At 48.0% G+C, this 15,906-nt stretch carries 13 protein-coding genes, 1 tRNA gene and 1 pseudogene; 8 read left to right on the top strand and 7 right to left on the bottom strand.

Translation table 11 applies throughout. The annotated features are described in order from the left end of the window. Nucleotides 1–481: 481 nt before the first annotated feature. The 5 genes from ilvC to HMPREF3047_RS00610 all read right to left on the bottom strand — a co-directional run bounded on the left by ilvC (nucleotide 482) and on the right by HMPREF3047_RS00610 (nucleotide 4,629). Nucleotides 482–1,495, bottom strand: a complete 1,014-nt coding sequence (gene ilvC, locus HMPREF3047_RS00590; protein ID WP_070711883.1) for a ketol-acid reductoisomerase — start codon at nucleotides 1,493–1,495, stop codon at nucleotides 482–484. 61 nt (nucleotides 1,496–1,556) lie between these two features. After that, nucleotides 1,557–1,850: a putative quinol monooxygenase gene (locus HMPREF3047_RS00595; protein WP_070583491.1), complete on the bottom strand. Its 294-nt coding sequence runs from the start codon at nucleotides 1,848–1,850 to the stop codon at nucleotides 1,557–1,559. Between the two features lie 66 nt (nucleotides 1,851–1,916). Further along, complete coding sequence (ilvN, locus tag HMPREF3047_RS00600; RefSeq protein ID WP_003685820.1) at nucleotides 1,917–2,408, bottom strand: acetolactate synthase small subunit; 492 nt, start codon at nucleotides 2,406–2,408, stop codon at nucleotides 1,917–1,919. Between the two features lie 10 nt (nucleotides 2,409–2,418). Further along, nucleotides 2,419–4,146 carry a biosynthetic-type acetolactate synthase large subunit gene (gene ilvB, locus HMPREF3047_RS00605; protein WP_070711885.1) on the bottom strand — a complete coding sequence of 576 codons (1,728 nt, stop codon included), beginning with the start codon at nucleotides 4,144–4,146 and terminating at the stop codon, nucleotides 2,419–2,421. 398 nt (nucleotides 4,147–4,544) lie between these two features. Further along, nucleotides 4,545–4,629: transfer RNA gene (locus HMPREF3047_RS00610), tRNA-Leu, on the bottom strand. 285 nt (nucleotides 4,630–4,914) lie between these two features. Between HMPREF3047_RS00610 and HMPREF3047_RS00615 the strand changes: the two genes are divergently transcribed. From HMPREF3047_RS00615 to hisD, 4 genes and pseudogenes are all read left to right on the top strand, one after another. Then, nucleotides 4,915–5,577: an SCO family protein gene (locus tag HMPREF3047_RS00615; protein WP_070583489.1), complete on the top strand. Its 663-nt coding sequence runs from the start codon at nucleotides 4,915–4,917 to the stop codon at nucleotides 5,575–5,577. Between the two features lie 82 nt (nucleotides 5,578–5,659). Next, nucleotides 5,660–6,313: an ATP phosphoribosyltransferase gene (gene hisG, locus HMPREF3047_RS00620; RefSeq protein ID WP_070711886.1), complete on the top strand. Its 654-nt coding sequence runs from the start codon at nucleotides 5,660–5,662 to the stop codon at nucleotides 6,311–6,313. Between the two features lie 48 nt (nucleotides 6,314–6,361). Next, nucleotides 6,362–7,086: pseudogene (nfsA, locus tag HMPREF3047_RS11660) on the top strand (oxygen-insensitive NADPH nitroreductase). A 71-nt stretch (nucleotides 7,087–7,157) separates the two neighbouring features. Beyond that, a complete protein-coding gene (hisD, locus tag HMPREF3047_RS00630; protein WP_070711888.1) occupies nucleotides 7,158–8,450 on the top strand; it encodes a histidinol dehydrogenase in 1,293 nt (430 codons plus the stop codon). Nucleotides 8,451–8,560: 110 nt separating this feature from the next. Here the strand turns inward: hisD and HMPREF3047_RS00635 are convergent, their stop codons facing one another. Then, nucleotides 8,561–9,442 (bottom strand): prephenate dehydrogenase, encoded by an 882-nt coding sequence (locus HMPREF3047_RS00635; protein WP_070711891.1) that lies wholly within the window; start codon nucleotides 9,440–9,442, stop codon nucleotides 8,561–8,563. Between the two features lie 296 nt (nucleotides 9,443–9,738). Here HMPREF3047_RS00635 and HMPREF3047_RS00640 point away from each other — a divergent pair, with 296 nt between their 5' ends. From HMPREF3047_RS00640 to HMPREF3047_RS00655, 4 genes are all read left to right on the top strand, one after another. Then, nucleotides 9,739–10,233, top strand: a complete 495-nt coding sequence (locus tag HMPREF3047_RS00640) for a MarR family transcriptional regulator (RefSeq protein WP_070711893.1) — start codon at nucleotides 9,739–9,741, stop codon at nucleotides 10,231–10,233. 49 nt (nucleotides 10,234–10,282) lie between these two features. Beyond that, nucleotides 10,283–11,689 (top strand): efflux transporter outer membrane subunit, encoded by a 1,407-nt coding sequence (locus HMPREF3047_RS00645; RefSeq protein WP_070711895.1) that lies wholly within the window; start codon nucleotides 10,283–10,285, stop codon nucleotides 11,687–11,689. A gap of 225 nt (nucleotides 11,690–11,914) precedes the next feature. Then, on the top strand, nucleotides 11,915–13,105 hold the full coding sequence (locus HMPREF3047_RS00650) for an HlyD/EmrA/EmrK family protein (RefSeq protein ID WP_070711897.1): 1,191 nt from the start codon (nucleotides 11,915–11,917) through the stop codon (nucleotides 13,103–13,105). 101 nt (nucleotides 13,106–13,206) lie between these two features. Then, nucleotides 13,207–14,733, top strand: coding sequence for a DHA2 family efflux MFS transporter permease subunit (locus HMPREF3047_RS00655; RefSeq protein ID WP_070711899.1), 1,527 nt, complete (start codon nucleotides 13,207–13,209; stop codon nucleotides 14,731–14,733). 43 nt (nucleotides 14,734–14,776) lie between these two features. Here HMPREF3047_RS00655 and thrB read toward each other — a convergent pair whose 3' ends face one another. Continuing rightward, nucleotides 14,777–15,694 carry a homoserine kinase gene (thrB, locus tag HMPREF3047_RS00660; protein WP_070583361.1) on the bottom strand — a complete coding sequence of 306 codons (918 nt, stop codon included), beginning with the start codon at nucleotides 15,692–15,694 and terminating at the stop codon, nucleotides 14,777–14,779. Between the last annotated feature and the right edge of the window lie 212 nt (nucleotides 15,695–15,906).

Consider the following 15,906-nt stretch of genomic DNA (forward strand, 5'->3'; position numbering starts at 1 on the left):
TACGCCAGCTTTAATTTGACCGTACAGAGTTACGTCAGCCATAGCTGCAACAGGCAGGGCAGCCAGAGTCAGGGCAATCAGGGATTTTTTCATTGCTGTTTTCCTTTTTTAAGTGTGAAGAAGCGAGCATTCGTTCTTCTTATTACGATATCGTTCTGTTTCAACGATTCCATGACCATAATATAAAGGTTATGGCTTAAGAAAACAAATTTTCCTCTTGTTTTAGGCGTATTTTTGTTGGGAAACGTTGTTTTTTGCAGACAGAGTAGGTATAGAAAATAGTCGTTTATTTCGTAATATGTTTTTTTAAAAGGAAATTTTAGGAGAATCATGAAAGACAGTTTATAGAGGTTGGGGGTAAATGTTGTTTATATTGTCTTCAGACGGCCTTGTTGAGTGAGGTTTATAGTGTATTGGGTTTTAAAATTATAAAAAAACCTGCCTGAGTAATCAGGCAGGTTTCATTTGCTTGAAAGACAGATTAGTTTTTGTCTTGGTCAACCAGTTTGTTTTTAGCGATCCAAGGCATCATAGAACGCAGTTGTGCACCCACTTTTTCAATTTGGTGGTCGGCGTTCAGACGGCGACGGGCAGTCATGCTGGCGTAGTTGGTTGCGCCTTCTTGGATGAACATTTTCGCATATTCGCCGCTTTGAATGCGGTATAGCGCTTTTTTCATCGCAGCTTTGGTTGCAGGAGTCACTACTTCAGGGCCGGTAACGTATTCACCGTATTCGGCATTGTTGGAAATGGAGTAGTTCATGTTGGCAATACCGCCTTCGTACATCAGGTCAACGATCAGTTTCAGCTCGTGCAGACATTCGAAGTAGGCCATTTCTGGAGCGTAACCGGCTTCAACCAAAGTTTCAAAGCCGCATTTCACCAATTCAACTGCGCCACCGCACAATACGGCTTGTTCGCCAAACAGGTCGGTTTCGGTTTCTTCGCGGAAGTTGGTTTCGATTACGCCGCCTTTAGTGCCGCCGTTGGCTGCTGCGTAAGACAGGGCGATGTCTTTGGCTTTGCCGCTTTTATCTTGGTAAACGGCGATCAAGGAAGGTACGCCGCCGCCTTTCAGGAATTCGCTGCGTACGGTGTGGCCTGGGCCTTTAGGGGCGATCATGATAACGTCAAGGTCGGCGCGAGGTACGATTTGGTTGTAGTGTACGTTGAAGCCGTGAGCGAACGCCAATACTGCGCCTTCTTTCAAGTTAGGATCGATTTCGTTTTTGTATACGATAGGTTGGTTTTCGTCAGGCAACAGAATCATTACAACGTCGGCTGCTTTAGTTGCTTCAGCAACGGTGCGCACGTCGTGGCCGGCTGCTTCGGCTTTTTTCCAAGAGCTGCCTTGGCGCAGACCGATTACGACATTTACGCCGGAATCTTTCAGGTTTGCTGCGTGTGCGTGACCTTGTGAACCGTAGCCGATGATGGCAACGGTTTTGCCTTTGATCAGAGAAAGGTTAGCGTCTTTATCGTAATAAACTTGCATTTTATTTCCTTAGTGTAAGAGGGTTCCGGATAATCCGGGTTGAGTTAAAAGTAATAGGGGATTAGGCAGGGACTTGGTTCATCAAGACGATTTCCAATGCTTCGGTTTTTCCTTCGATGGATTTGACGAAGTTTTGGAAATGTTCGCTGGCATTGTGCTCATCAATAGCTGCTTGGGATTTCCAGCTTTCTACGAATACGAAACGGTTGGGTTTGCCGATTTCTTGGTGCAGGTCGTAGCTGATGTTGCCTTCTTCTGCACGGCTGGCTTTGACCAATTCTTTAAATTGGGCAGCCAGAGCCTCGGTGTATTCGGGTTTGACGGTAACTAATGCAACGATTTGGATGCTTGACATATTTGTCTCCTACTGTTTTTCAGACGGCCTTTGTTGAAAGTAAAAGGCCGTCTGAACGATACAGCGTTAAATTTTCAAAATGCGCTCGCCACGACCGATACCGGCTGCGCCTGTGCGTACGGTTTCCAAAATTTGGGCGCGACCGACTGTTTCGAGGAAAGAGTCGAGTTTTTCGGTGGAACCTGTGATTTCGATGGTGTAGCTGCGGTCTGTTACATCAATAACACTGCCGCGGTAGATTTCGGTCAATCGTAGGAATTCGTCGCGGTCTTTGCCGACGGCGCGGACTTTTACCAACATCAGTTCGCGTTCGACAAAACGGCTTTCGTTCAAGTCAACCACTTTGATAACTTCAATCAGTTTGTTGAGTTGTTTGGTGATTTGCTCGATAACGTGTTCGTCGCCATGAGTAACGATGGTCATGCGAGACAAGGTTTTGTCTTCGGTTGGCGCAACAGCCAAGGAGTCGATATTGTAATCGCGTGCGGAGAACAAACCTACCACACGGCTCATCGCACCTGATTCGTTTTCCATCAGAATAGATAAGATATGTCGCATTTTTCTCTCCTTACGCTGACAATGTTTCGCGCATATGCGGCGGCAGAACCATCTCGTCCAAGCCTTTGCCGTTGCCGACCATAGGCAGTACGTTTTGTTTCTTATCGGTCAAGAAATCGAGGAATACCAGACGGTCTTTTTGGTTTAATGCTTCCAGCAACGCGCCTTCTACATCGGATTTCTTGTCCACACGGATGCCGATATGACCGTAGGCTTCAGCCAGTTTGACAAAATCAGGCAATGAATCGAAATAGGTTTCCGATTCACGGTTGCCATAATAAAGTTCTTGCCATTGGCGAACCATGCCGAGGTAGCCGTTGTTCAGTGTAACGACGTTAACCGGAACGCGGTATTGGAAGCAGGTCGACAGCTCTTGGATATTCATCTGAATCGAGCCTTCGCCGGTGATACAGAATACATCTTGATCAGGAGCAGCCAGTTTTGCGCCGATGGCATATGGCAGGCCGACGCCCATTGTGCCTAAACCGCCGGAATTGAGCCATTGGCGAGGACGCTCGAATGGGTAATATTGGGCGGTAAACATTTGGTGTTGACCGACGTCGGAAGTAATGATGGCAGAATTATTGGTGATTTCTGCCAGTTTTTGAATGACGTATTGCGGTTTGATGATTTCGCTTTCATTATCAAACCACAGGCAGTTGCGCGAACGCCATTCTTCAATGCTTTTCCACCATTTATCCAATGAGTCGGCTGCAGGTGCAGATTCTTGCTTGCCCCACAATTGAATCATTTCGGACAATACGTTTTTCACGTCGCCGACAATCGGGATATCCACTTTGACGCGTTTGGCAATGCTGGACGGGTCAACGTCAATATGAATAATTTTTTTGGCTTTTTCAAAGAATTTGGACGGTACGGAAATCACGCGGTCATCGAAGCGCGCACCGATTGCCAGTACAACGTCTGCATTTTGCATGGCGAGGTTGGCTTCATAAGTACCGTGCATACCCAGCATGCCCAAGAATTGGCGGTCGCTGGAAGGGTATGCACCCAAGCCCATCAATGTACCGGTACAAGGAGCGCCGATCATGCGGACGAATTTGGTCATTTCCTCAGAGGCATTACCTAAAATCACGCCGCCGCCGAAGTAAACAATAGGGCGTTTGGCGGAAGCCAGCATTTGTACGGCTTTTTTGATTTGACCGATGTGGCCTTGTACAACTGGTTGGTAAGAGCGGATGAAGATGTCTTCTTGCGGATAGCTGAATTTAGCCATTGCTTGGGTGACATCTTTAGGAACATCGACAACAACGGGACCCGGACGGCCGCTTGCGGCGATTTGGAAAGCTTTTTTGATGGTATCTGCCAACTCAGCAATATTGGTCACCAAGAAATTGTGTTTGACACAAGGGCGGGTAATGCCGACTGTATCCACTTCTTGGAATGCGTCTGTCCCGATAAGGGAGTTGCCCACCTGGCCGCTGATGACTACCAACGGAATGGAGTCACTGTAAGCAGTGGCGATACCGGTCAGGGCATTGGTCACGCCCGGGCCGGAAGTCACCAAGGCAACGCCGACTTTGCCGCTGACACGGGCATAGGCATCTGCCGCATGTACGGCAGCCTGCTCGTGGCGAACCAGGATGTGCTTGAATTTATTGAGTTGGAAAAGGGCATCGTAGATTTCGATAACCGCGCCGCCCGGATAGCCGAAAACATACTCGACACCTTCGGCTTTGAGACTTTGCACGATGATTTGTGCGCCAGATAATTGCATATTGACCTCTTTTATATGGTTTCAAACCAATAGGAACAATCCGCCTCACCACAGCACCTGTAATGCAATTCCACCAAGCAGCGATTTAGGGTACGCGCACTGAGGGAATACGATGACAGTCAGACTATCCAAGCAATTGGAAAGAAACACAGAGTTTGTGAAAAAGAGTAGAAACGATAACGCAATCCGACTGTACAAGCAAGACAAAATCTTTCATCTTTTAACGTTTAAGGAGTGAAAATAGATTATCGTTTGATTTTAAAGAAATAAAAAAACGGTTTTATTGAGCTTGATGTGGGTGGATTGTTGACAGTTTGAGTAAGGAGAAGGTTTTTGCAAATTTTGCAAACAAAGAATAGCAAAAAACCTCTTGACCGAATCAAGAGGTTTTTTAAATTTGGTGCCCAGGGTCGGACTCGAACCGACACACCTTGCGGCGGGGGATTTTGAGTCCCCTGCGTCTACCAATTTCGCCACCTGGGCTAGCGAAGAAGTCGTCATTATAGCGAGTTCTCGAATCTTGTAAAGCAGTAATTGAAAAAAAAATTGGATTATTTTTATATTTGTTTGATTTTTAATGAATTAAACTTTTTGTGTTTGATGGCTATCTAAATGGAAGGCAGATTTTTAAAACAAAAAAAGCAGTATTTATCTGCAAAAAGGGCTACATTTAATGTGTCAAACGCGTTAATATGAAGATGTTTTGTTTTTATATCGGCCGGGCGGTTGTTTGGCCTTACTTATTTGAAACGGTTTTGGAGAAAATTTATGCTTTCCGTTACACGAACTTTCCTACTCAGTGCTTTTGCGTTGGCTGCTCTGGCTGCTTGTCAGCCTAAAGAAGAGGCCAAAGAGGCTTCTTCGACACCTGCCACTTCTGCTGCGCCTGCTGCTTCCGGTGAGTCTGCACCCAAAGTGCAAGCGCGTGGTACCGATATGCGCAAAGAAGATATTGGCGGCGACTTCACATTGACCGATGGCGACGGCAAACCTTTCAGCCTGAGCGACTTGAAAGGCAAAGTGGTTATCCTGTCTTTCGGTTATACCCACTGTCCTGACGTATGCCCGACCGAGTTGCTGACTTACAGCGATACTTTGAAACAATTGGGCGATCAGGCTAAAGACGTGAAAGTAGTATTTGTCAGCATCGACCCGGAGCGCGATACGCCTGAAGTAATCGGCAAATACGCCAAACAGTTCCACCCTGATTTTATCGGCCTGACGGCTACCGGCGATCAAAGCCTGCCTGTCATCAAACAGCAATACCGTGTGGTATCGGCTAAAGTTAACCAAAAAGAAGACAGCGAAAACTATTTGGTCGACCACTCTTCAGGTGCATATTTGATTGATAAAAACGGCGAAGTGGCGATTTTCTCGCCTTATGGCAGCGAGCCGGAAACGATTGCGGCTGATGTGAAAACTTTATTGTAAAACCGTAGTTGGGGCCGTCTGAAATGGGTTGTGGATTTCAGACGGCCTTCTTGTTTTTGATACGGCAAAGGAGAAGAAAAAAATGACCGACACACTTTTAACGATTGCTTTATCCAAGGGGCGAATTTTTGAGGAAACCCTGCCGCTGTTGGCCGCCGCCGGTATTGTGCCTGCAGAAGAGCCGGAAAAATCGCGCAAGCTGATTATTGGCACCAATCATGACAACATCCGTCTGGTGATTGTGCGCGCGACCGATGTGCCGACTTATGTGCAATATGGTGCGGCGGATTTCGGTATTGCCGGTAAGGACGTGCTGATCGAGCATGGCGGAGATGGCCTGTATCAACCTTTGGATTTGCACATCGCCTCATGCCGCATGATGGTTGCGGTGAAAAAAGGTTTTGATTACGCCGCTGCGTCCAAACCCGGCAGCCGCTTGCGGATTGCTACCAAATATCCCGACATCGCCGCCGAACACTTTGCCGACAAGGGTGTGCATGTGGACATCATCAAGCTGTACGGCTCGATGGAGCTTGCGCCTTTGGTCGGTTTGAGCGATGCGATTGTCGATTTGGTTTCCAGCGGCAATACTTTGAAAGCCAATGGTTTGGAAGCTGTGGAACATGTGGCTGATATTTCCAGCCGCTTGGTGGTCAACAAGGCGGCCTTGAAAACCAAATATGCGCTGTTGAATCCGATTATTCAGGCATTTGAAAGTGCCGCCAAGGCCGTCTGAAAAGTTTTTGGCAAAACCTGTCTGCCAACCCAGTTTGAAAGCCCCGTCATGATGCAAAGCAAACCGACACTCGATACGATTCTTTCCCATCGTTCCATCCGCAGGTTTACTTCCGAGCCGATTGCCGATGAAATCCTCGATACGCTGGTTTGCGCCAGTCAGCAGGCTTCGACTTCCAATAATCTGCAATGCGTTTCCATCATCCGCGTATCCGACCTTGCGCTGAGGCAGGGGATACATGAAGCGGCAGGAAGCGCGCCTTATATTGTCCATTGTGCGGAATTTTTACTGTTTTGCATCGATTTTTCCAAACACAAGGCAATGTTTCCCGATGCGCAAATTGATTGGGCGGAAGTCACCCTGATTGGCACGGTCGATGCAGGCATTATGGCGCAAACGTATTGCTTGCCGCCGAATCACTTGGGCTGGGCGGCGTGTATATTGGCGCGCTGCGCAATGATGCGCAAAAAGTGTCGGATGTATTGAACCTGCCGGATTATTGCGTGCCTTTGGTGGGGTTGTGTCTCGGTTATCCCGACCAAGACCCGCCGCTCAAACCGCGCCTACCTAAGGAAATGGTCTATGCCGAAAACGCTTGTCCGAGCCTGAATGCCGAGGCGGTTGAAGCCTATAATCAGGCAGTGGCGGATTATTATGAGTTACGCAAGGGAAGTCCGATACCTTGGAAGGAATCGCTGGCCAAAACCTTGGGCAATCCTGTGCGGCCGCATATGTTGGCGTTTTTGCAGAAAAAAGGTTTTTTGAAAAGATAATGTTCAGACGGCATGTGTGTGGCTGAGGCCGTCTGAAAACAATAGGAACGAAACAAGGAAGAGAGCAAACCATGAAGAAACTCGACACCCAATCCCCTGATTTTCAAGCCGAACTCAAAGCATTACTCGCTTTTGAAACCGCGCAAAATCCTGAAATCGACCGTATTGTTGCCGACATCTGCGCCGATGTTCAAAAACGCGGCGATGCGGCGTTGATTGAATACACCAACCGCTTTGACGGTACATCCGCACAAACCATTGACGATTTAATCCTGACGCAAGACGATTTGCAGTCTGCGTTTGGGCGTTTGCCTGAAAACATTCAGACGGCCTTGAAAACGGCCGCGAGACGGGTGGAAAGCTACCATAAACACCAAAAAATGGAGTCGTGGACTTACGAAGACGAAGACGGCACGCTTTTGGGTCAACAGATTACGCCGCTTGACCGTGTCGGTATTTATGTTCCGGGCGGCAAAGCCGCTTATCCCAGTTCCGTCATTATGAATGCCATGCCCGCCCACGTTGCCGGCGTGAAAGAAATCATCATGGTTGTTCCCACTCCGAAAGGCGAGCGCAACGATATTGTGTTGGCGGCTGCTTTTGTGGCCGGTGTAACCAAAGTGTTTACGGTCGGCGGCGCGCAGGCGGTTGCGGCTTTGGCTTATGGTACGGAATCGGTACCTCAAGTCGATAAGATTACCGGCCCGGGCAATGCTTTTGTCGCTGCGGCCAAACGTCGTGTGTTCGGCGTGGTCGGCATTGATATGGTGGCAGGGCCGTCTGAAATTTTGGTGATTGCCGATGGCACGACGCCTGCCGATTGGGTGGCCATGGATTTGTTCAGTCAGGCGGAACACGATGAAATTGCACAAGCGATTTTGATCGGTACTTCCCAAGCGTATTTGGACGAAGTTCAGACGGCCATGAACCGCCTGATTGAAACCATGCCGCGCCGTGCGATTATTGAAGCTTCATTGGGCAACCGCGGCGCAATGATTTTGGCTAAAGACTTGGACGAAGCCTGCAAAATCGCCAACTATATTTCTCCCGAACACTTGGAATTGTCGGTTGAGAATCCGCAAGAGTGGGCGAAAAAAATCCGCCATGCCGGCGCGATTTTCATGGGACGCTATACCAGTGAAAGCCTGGGCGACTATTGCGCTGGCCCCAACCACGTTTTGCCGACCAGCCGCACGGCGCGTTTCTCTTCTCCTTTGGGAACGTATGATTTCCAAAAACGCTCCAGTTTGATTCAGGTTTCAGAACAAGGCGCGCAGAAGTTGGGCAAAACCGCCAGCGTGTTGGCGCATGGCGAAAGTTTGACCGCGCATGCCAGAGCGGCTGAGTTCCGTTTGAAAGACTGAGTGAAACGTTGGTTAAAGTCGTAAGAAACCAAAAAGGGCATCTAAACAGATGCCCTTTTTATTGTGATGAAGGTTTGGCCGAGAAGGTTTCAGGCCGTCTGAAAACAGGTTTAACGGTTTTTCAGCCAGTCATTACGCATTTGTGCGGCTTCTTCAAAATAGCGGTAAAGCTCGGTTTTGTTGCCGTCTGAAAGGAGCTGTTCCAATTTGGATAATTGTTCTTTCAAGTCGCCGGTCAGTTTGAGCAGGGCAGGGCGGTTGGCCAGGCAGATGTCTGTCCAGACGGCAGGGTGGCTGGAGGCAATGCGGGTAAAGTCGCGAAAGCCGGTGGCGGCATAGGGGAGATAGTCTTTGCCGTGCGGATGGTCAACCAAAGCGTGGACATAGGCAAAGGCAGCCAAGTGCGGCAAGTGGGAAACGGCGGCAAAAATATTGTCGTGTTCTTCGGCGCTCATGGTCGAAATTTGCGAACCAACCGCCTGCCACAGGCTTTTCAGCCGTCTCAGGCCGTCTGAAGCTTCTTGACCGTGTAGCGTAATGATAAGGCGGCTGTTTTGAAACAAGCCGCAACGCGCGGATTTTGCCCCGCTTTGATCCGAGCCGGCAATCGGGTGGGCGGCAAAACATTGCGGCAGGCGCTCGGACAAGTGGGTGCGGAAGGCATTGAGTGCCGATTGTTTGGTGCTGCCGACATCGGAAACGCAGGCTGTTTCTTTTAAGAAGGGCTTGATGTCGCGGCATACGTCAGGCAGGACGGAGACCGGCGTGGCAATCAAAACCAAATCAGCATTGCCGATGCTTTCGGCGCAAATATTCGGATAGGCATGGTCAATGATGCCGCATTCGTGTGCGTAATTGAGGTTGTCGGCATTGGTGTCGATGCCGGTGACGGTTTGCACCAGTCCTAAGCGTTTGAGGTCGAGCATGAACGAACCGCCGATTAAACCGACACCGATAAGGGTAATGTGGGGGAAAAAGGCGGAAGTGTTCATGGTTTGAATCCGGTACAAGTGGAAAAGCTTATTTTAATCTGTCATCGGGGCCGTCTGAAAGATGAAATCAAGGTTTCAGACGGCCTTTTTTAGGGTCGATTTTTCATGATTTAGGCATAGAAAAATCCGTTTAGTAGGATCATGTAACCGATTATCAGATTTTCATACACTAAAATAATCATCTGAATTAGTATAACGTCTTAAAGTAAGTAATTGGTATCTTAAAGTAAATTATTACATCATATTTTATTTTGATTGATATCGAATAAAATAACTCACTCAGAAAGAAGGAATTTATGAGTTTTTCACAAACCGAATTAGTCAACGCAATGCGTTTGCTTTCTACCCGTCTGCCGCAGTTTCCGGAGCAGCAAAACCAAGTATCCCGCATGTTGCGCATCGTAACCGAACGTTTGAGCAGCCATTTGAACGAAAACCTAAAAGCGTTCGGCATCAATGAAAACCTGTGGTTTTCCCTGATGGCGGTTTACGTCAGCCCAAACAGCGAAATCCTGCCTTCACGCTTGAGCGACCTGATGGACTTGACGCGCACCAGTGCGACACGCCTGTCGGACGACATGGTTGAGCGCGGTTGGGTAGAGCGTTATATCAATCAAAAAGACCGTCGTCAGATTGTGCTAAAATTGACTCCTTCGGGTGAGACCTTTATCCACAAAGTATGGCCGCAAATTGCCCGTCAGAGCGGCCAAGCGTGGGAAGATTTCACGAAAGAGGATTATGATACGCTGCAACACCTGTTGGGTAAACTGTTGAACCGTTTGGGCAATTGACAACAGACGGCCTGATGGTCTGCGGCAGGCACACATAAACGGAGTCTGTATGAAATTAGGTTTGGTCAAATCAAGCGTATGCGTTGCCGCTGTTTCGCTGTTGGCGGCATGTGCGCCGTTCGGCAAACAGTCGCCTTTGGATGAGACAACAGCCTATCCGCTGCCGCAAGGCCAATCTGCCTCTACTGCCCAAGACGGCTGGTGGATGAAGCTGAAAGATAAAAAATTAAACAATTTGATTGCTTCCGCCATTCAGACGTCTACCAATCTGCGTGTCGTCAAGGCAAGGTTTGAGCAGGCTCAGGCGCAGCTGGGCGTTGTAGGGGCCGCAAACAAACCGCAAGTCGGTTTGGGTGTTACAGGTCTGGGCGCTTATGTTTCACCCAAGCCTCAAGCCGGTATGGTTGATACCGACCATACATTGGTTTTGGCGAACGCAGCCTTACAAGGCAGCTTGGTTTTCGACTTTTGGGGTAAAAACCGAGAGCAGATTCAAGCTGTTTTGGGAAAAAGCAGGGCTGCGGTGTATGAAGCACATCATATCCGCACCGAGTTGGCTCACGCCGTTGCCGCCCAATATTTTGCGTGGCAGATGGCGACAGAACAACTGGCGCTGCTGGATGCGCGTATAGAGCTGGCGGATAAAGCATTAAAACTGATGCAACAACGTGTTAAGGCGCAGCTGGCACCCGCCGATGCGTTGCACGCTCTGGAAATGGCGCAACAACAATTGCAGCTTGAAAAATCGGCATGGACTCAGAAAAACGAGAAAATCCGCAACAGTCTGGCAGTATTGACCGGCCGTGTACCGGGTGCATTAAATGGACAGGTTCCGGAAAAAATGGCCGCTGTGCCGTCATTGCCGGTTAACCGTATTGAAGCGGACTTGCTGGCGGCCCGCCCCGATATCGCGGCACAAAAAGCCTTGCTTGAAGAGAAATGGCATATCGTCAAATCAACCGAAGCAGAGTTTTATCCGAATATTGAGTTGAAAGTTTTGGCAGGCATGACGCATATTGATGCGTTCAATCTGATTCGCGGACGGACATCCGGTATGTTGGGCATCGTTCCGGCTTTGAATCTGCCATTGTTTACTTCCGGCGCGCTGCAGTCCAAATTGGCGGGCAAACGTGCCCAATATAACGAGCAGGTTGCCGTGTATGACCAAACTGTTTTGAATGCCATGCGTTCGGCGGCAGATGCCGTAGTCGACTACCAAAGCCTGAAAAGCCGACAAGATACTTGGAACAAGATGGTCAATATCGCGGATAAATCTGTACAAAATGCGAAAGGACGCGTTCGTGCAGGCTTGGATAACGGTTTGACCGCTTTGCAAAAACAAGACGAAGCTGTGCGTACGAAAATGTCGGCGGTTCAATATCATGCAGAATATCTGACAGCTTGGAGTAATCTCAATGCCCAATTGGGCGGAGGTTTTAAGTTAAATAAGAAATAAACGTTTGATTAAAACGGCAGGCCGTCTGAAAGGGATTTCAGACGGCCTTTTCCTTACCTGATTTACATTTGCTACCGGAAGAAATTATTGTAATGAATAGAGTGTAACTATAGAATATGACTCTTTAGCGCGTTAAACGCGCGTATTGGGGACTGATGATATAAGTCAGCTGCCCGACAAGACACTAATATCGTTATCACATGTGCAGAATTAAAGTTAGGACTTATGGATACTCAATCAGAAAAAAATAATGTCCAAAAAGAAACGGAAGTAGTCGCTTCCGGCGCTAAAACGCATCGCAAACGCAATTTGGTTATCGTTACGCTTCTATTCCTTATTGCGGCAGCAGGAGTTGCTTTGGCGTATTTCCTGTTTTGGCAGCATGAAGAAGAAACGGAAGATGCTTATGTGGCCGGTCATTTGGTGATGATTACGCCGCAGGTGAACGGCACGGTGCGCAAAGTCATGTATGACGATACGGATGTCGTGAAAAAAGGCGATGTTTTGGTGGCTTTGGACGACAGCGATTTTCAGCTGGCATACGATCGCGCGCAAAATGAATTGATTCAGGCCATCCGTCAAAACAAACAGCAAACTGCGGTCAATTCAAAAGCCAAAGCACAAGTGTTGTTGCGTAAAGCCGATTTGGCCCGTGCGCAAGCCGATTTGCGCCGCCGCGAATCTTTGGCGGGGACGGAAGCGGTTTCCGGTGAAGAACTCAGCCATGCTCGCGCCGCTGTGGTTCAGGCTCAGGCTGCATTGAAAGCGGTTGAGGCGGAAGAAGTTTCTGCTCAGGCAGCGTTGGGCAGCAATATTCCTTTGCGCCAACAACCGGTAGTTCAGACGGCCATCAGCCACATCAAAGACGCTTGGCTGAATCTGCAACGTACGCAAATCCGTTCGCCGATCAGCGGCCAAATTGCCAAACGCAATGTCCAAGTCGGCCAACGTATCGCGCAAGGTACGCCGATGATGGCCGTTGTGCCTCTGTCTGAATTGTGGGTGGATGCCAACTTTAAAGAATCGCAACTGCGCAAAATGAAAATCGGACAGCCTGTTGAAATGACAGCCGATTTGTACGGCAGTAAAGTGGTTTACCATGGCAAGGTAATGGGCTTGTCGGCAGGTACGGGCAGTGCGTTCTCATTACTGCCGGCGCAAAATGCAACGGGCAACTGGATTAAAGTTGTGCAACGTGTGCCGGTGCGTATCAGTTTGGATGCTAAAGAATTGCAACAAAATCCGCTCCGTGTCGGTTTGTCGATGACTGTTAAAGTCGATATTGCCGAGAAGGGCAGCGGTAAAGCCATGACTGCCGAAGCAGAACGAAATACTGCCTTGCCGGAAACGGAAAGTGTGGATTGGAAAGCTGCCGATGCTTTAGTCGATAAAATCTTCGAGCAATACGCAAAATAATCTTTTCAGACGGCCTGAGTCTTTTATTGAAGGCTCAGGCCGTCTGAAATATTGATTCTCTTCAATCGACCGCTTTGGCGGTTGTCTTATAGTTTATAAATATGAATTATCCGCCTTTACAAGGGTTTAAGCTGGTGTTGGCAACTTTGGCGCTCAGCTTGGCCGTATTTATGGAAGTCTTGGACAGCACCATCGCCAACGTCGCCGTGCCTGTTATTGCAGGGGATTTGGGTGCGGCTACCACGCAGGGAACTTGGGTGATTACCTCATTTGCCGTAGCCAATGCCATCTCTGTTCCCTTGACAGGTTTTTTGGCCAAGCGGTTCGGCGAGGTCAAAATCTTTATCGCCGCTGTGATCGGGTTTGTCGTAACGTCATGGCTGTGTGGCATTGCACATAATCTTCAAGCCTTGGTTTTTTTCCGTGTATTGCAAGGCTTCATCGCCGGGCCATTGATTCCCTTGTCCCAAAGCCTGTTGATGGCTTCTTATCCGCCTGAAAAACGAACATTGGCGCTGGCCTTATGGGCGATGACCGTCGTTGTTGCCCCTGTGTTGGGGCCGATTTTAGGCGGTTGGATTTCAGACAATTGGCATTGGGGATGGATTTTCTTTATCAATATCCCGATCGGGATTTTGTCTGCAACTATTGCTTGGAAGCAGCTTCGACACAGGGAAACTGAAATCGTCAGGGTGCCAATCGATTATGTCGGGCTGGTGTTGATGATTGTCGGTGTCGGCGCATTGCAAATGATGCTTGATAGAGGTAAGGAATTGGACTGGTTTGCCTCGGGAGAGATTATCGTTTTGGGCGTTACCGCTTTGGTGTTCCTGACCTATTTTATTGTTTGGGAGCTGGGCGAGGAATACCCGATTGTCGATTTGTCATTGTTTAGAAATAGAAACTTTACGATAGGCGTTGTTGCGACATCCTTGGGCTTTATGGTGTATATGGGTACATTGACCTTGCTGCCTTTGGTGTTGCAATCAAATCTCGACTATACCGCTACTTGGGCTGGTTTGGCTGCTGCACCGGTAGGTTTTCTGCCGATTATTCTGTCGCCGATTATTGGTAAGTTTGGCAATCGCGTCGATATGCGCCTGTTTGTCAGTGCCAGCTTCTTGGTGTTTGCCTATACATTCCATTGGCGAACCGACTTCTATGCCGGCATGGATATGAGCAACGTCGTTTGGCCACAGTTTTGGCAGGGTTTAGGCGTAGCCATGTTCTTCCTGCCCCTGACCAGTATCACCTTATCACATATGAAGGGCAACCAAATTGCCTCGGCCAGTAGCTTGTCTAATTTCTTGCGAGTCTTTATGGGCGGTGTCGGAGTGTCCGTTGTCAGCACCATGTGGGAACGGCGCGAAGCTCTGCACCATACTCAGCTGACCGAACATATTAATTCATTGTCCTCAATCAGCAACCAATCTATTCAAGGCATGATGGCCAATGGCCTGAGCAAAGAGCAAGCCCTGGCTACGATAAATAGTACTATTTCCCAACAAGGCTTTATTATTGGCTCAAATGAAATCTTCTTGGCAGGCAGTATCATATTCATCAGTATGATTCCCATTATTTGGCTGGCAAGACCTCCGTTTAGCGGTTCCGGCGGGGGAGGGCATTAGATAAAAGGCCGTCTGAATTTCAGACGGCCTTTTATCTATTATATTATTTAAAACTCAATAATAGATCTCTAAATGCATTTGGATCTTTAATAAACGTCATTTCTCCTGATTGAGGGAAATGGAAATCAAGTAGGCGAGATACCCAGAAACGAATACATCCGGCTCTTTGTGCAGTAGGAAAATACGCGTGTTCTTCATCAGATAATGGACGTACGCTTTCATAGCCATGGATAAAGGCATCATAAAGGACAGGGTCTAATTTGTTATCAGCTGTTCGTGCCCAATCGTTAACCGCAATTGCCAGGTCGTACATGAAATTACCGTTACACGCATAATAGAAGTCGATAAAGCCGGAAACTTCATCTCCATTAAGCAATACGTTGTCCTTAAATAAATCGGCATGGATAATACCGGAAGGTAAATGCTCTCCTAGATTTTCATCTAAAGCTGCAATTTCAGATTGAAGCAGTGCAGCATCCTCAGAATCTAAAACAGGCAGCAACTGAGTGCAGGCATCGTGCCACCAGTCATCATAACGAGGATTTTTCATTTTTAAAGGAAAGTCTTGGCCGGCTAAATGCATTTTGGCCAGCATAGCACCGGTATGGAAGCATTGAGCTTCAGTTGGCCAGCCAGTATCAGAACCATTCAAACAAGTAACCAAACAAGCCGGTTTTCCGGCCAAAATAGAATGCAGTCCGCCATCTTTACGAGCAATCGGAGCGGCGCAGGCAACACCATTCAGACTCAAATGCTGGTTTAGTTCTAGAAAGAAAGGCAGTTCTTCTGATTTCAAAACCTCAAAAACAGTCAATACATAACGACCGGTTGAAGTAGTCAAAAAATAATTACTATTAGTAATTCCTTGAGCAATCCCCTGCAAAGAAACAAAATCTCCCAAATCATATTGCAGAAGGAAGTCACGCATTTGAGCGTCGGAAACACTGGTATAGACAGACATAGCAAACTCGAGGCTGATATAAAAGAATCAAGGAAACATCATACCAAAAAACAAGCGCCAACAATATAAATTAAAGCGAGGGTCAAATTCAAAAGGCCGTCTGAAATACTCTTTCAGACGGCCTTAGTATTGAATCGGGTTGGATTTGGAAAGAGAATAGGGAAGTTTTGAATGTTTTTAGAAAAATAAAAACCCTGTTAAAACAGGGCGGT

Source organism: Neisseria sp. HMSC075C10 (assembly GCF_001815615.1).
Classification (GTDB): domain Bacteria; phylum Pseudomonadota; class Gammaproteobacteria; order Burkholderiales; family Neisseriaceae; genus Neisseria; species Neisseria subflava_A.

Bases quoted from the DNA above. Each gene is read 5' to 3' on its own strand.
- hisD (WP_070711888.1), top strand. From the start codon at position 7,158: ATGAAGAAACTCGACACCCAATCCCCTGATTTTCAAGCCGAACTCAAA.
- ilvN (WP_003685820.1), bottom strand. From the start codon at position 2,408: ATGCGACATATCTTATCTATTCTGATGGAAAACGAATCAGGTGCGATG.
- HMPREF3047_RS00595 (WP_070583491.1), bottom strand. From the start codon at position 1,850: ATGTCAAGCATCCAAATCGTTGCATTAGTTACCGTCAAACCCGAATAC.
- HMPREF3047_RS00635 (WP_070711891.1), bottom strand. From the start codon at position 9,442: ATGAACACTTCCGCCTTTTTCCCCCACATTACCCTTATCGGTGTCGGT.
- HMPREF3047_RS00645 (WP_070711895.1), top strand. From the start codon at position 10,283: ATGAAATTAGGTTTGGTCAAATCAAGCGTATGCGTTGCCGCTGTTTCG.
- HMPREF3047_RS00615 (WP_070583489.1), top strand. From the start codon at position 4,915: ATGCTTTCCGTTACACGAACTTTCCTACTCAGTGCTTTTGCGTTGGCT.
- HMPREF3047_RS00650 (WP_070711897.1), top strand. From the start codon at position 11,915: ATGGATACTCAATCAGAAAAAAATAATGTCCAAAAAGAAACGGAAGTA.
- HMPREF3047_RS00640 (WP_070711893.1), top strand. From the start codon at position 9,739: ATGAGTTTTTCACAAACCGAATTAGTCAACGCAATGCGTTTGCTTTCT.
- hisG (WP_070711886.1), top strand. From the start codon at position 5,660: ATGACCGACACACTTTTAACGATTGCTTTATCCAAGGGGCGAATTTTT.
- HMPREF3047_RS00655 (WP_070711899.1), top strand. From the start codon at position 13,207: ATGAATTATCCGCCTTTACAAGGGTTTAAGCTGGTGTTGGCAACTTTG.
- ilvB (WP_070711885.1), bottom strand. From the start codon at position 4,146: ATGCAATTATCTGGCGCACAAATCATCGTGCAAAGTCTCAAAGCCGAA.
- thrB (WP_070583361.1), bottom strand. From the start codon at position 15,694: ATGTCTGTCTATACCAGTGTTTCCGACGCTCAAATGCGTGACTTCCTT.
- ilvC (WP_070711883.1), bottom strand. From the start codon at position 1,495: ATGCAAGTTTATTACGATAAAGACGCTAACCTTTCTCTGATCAAAGGC.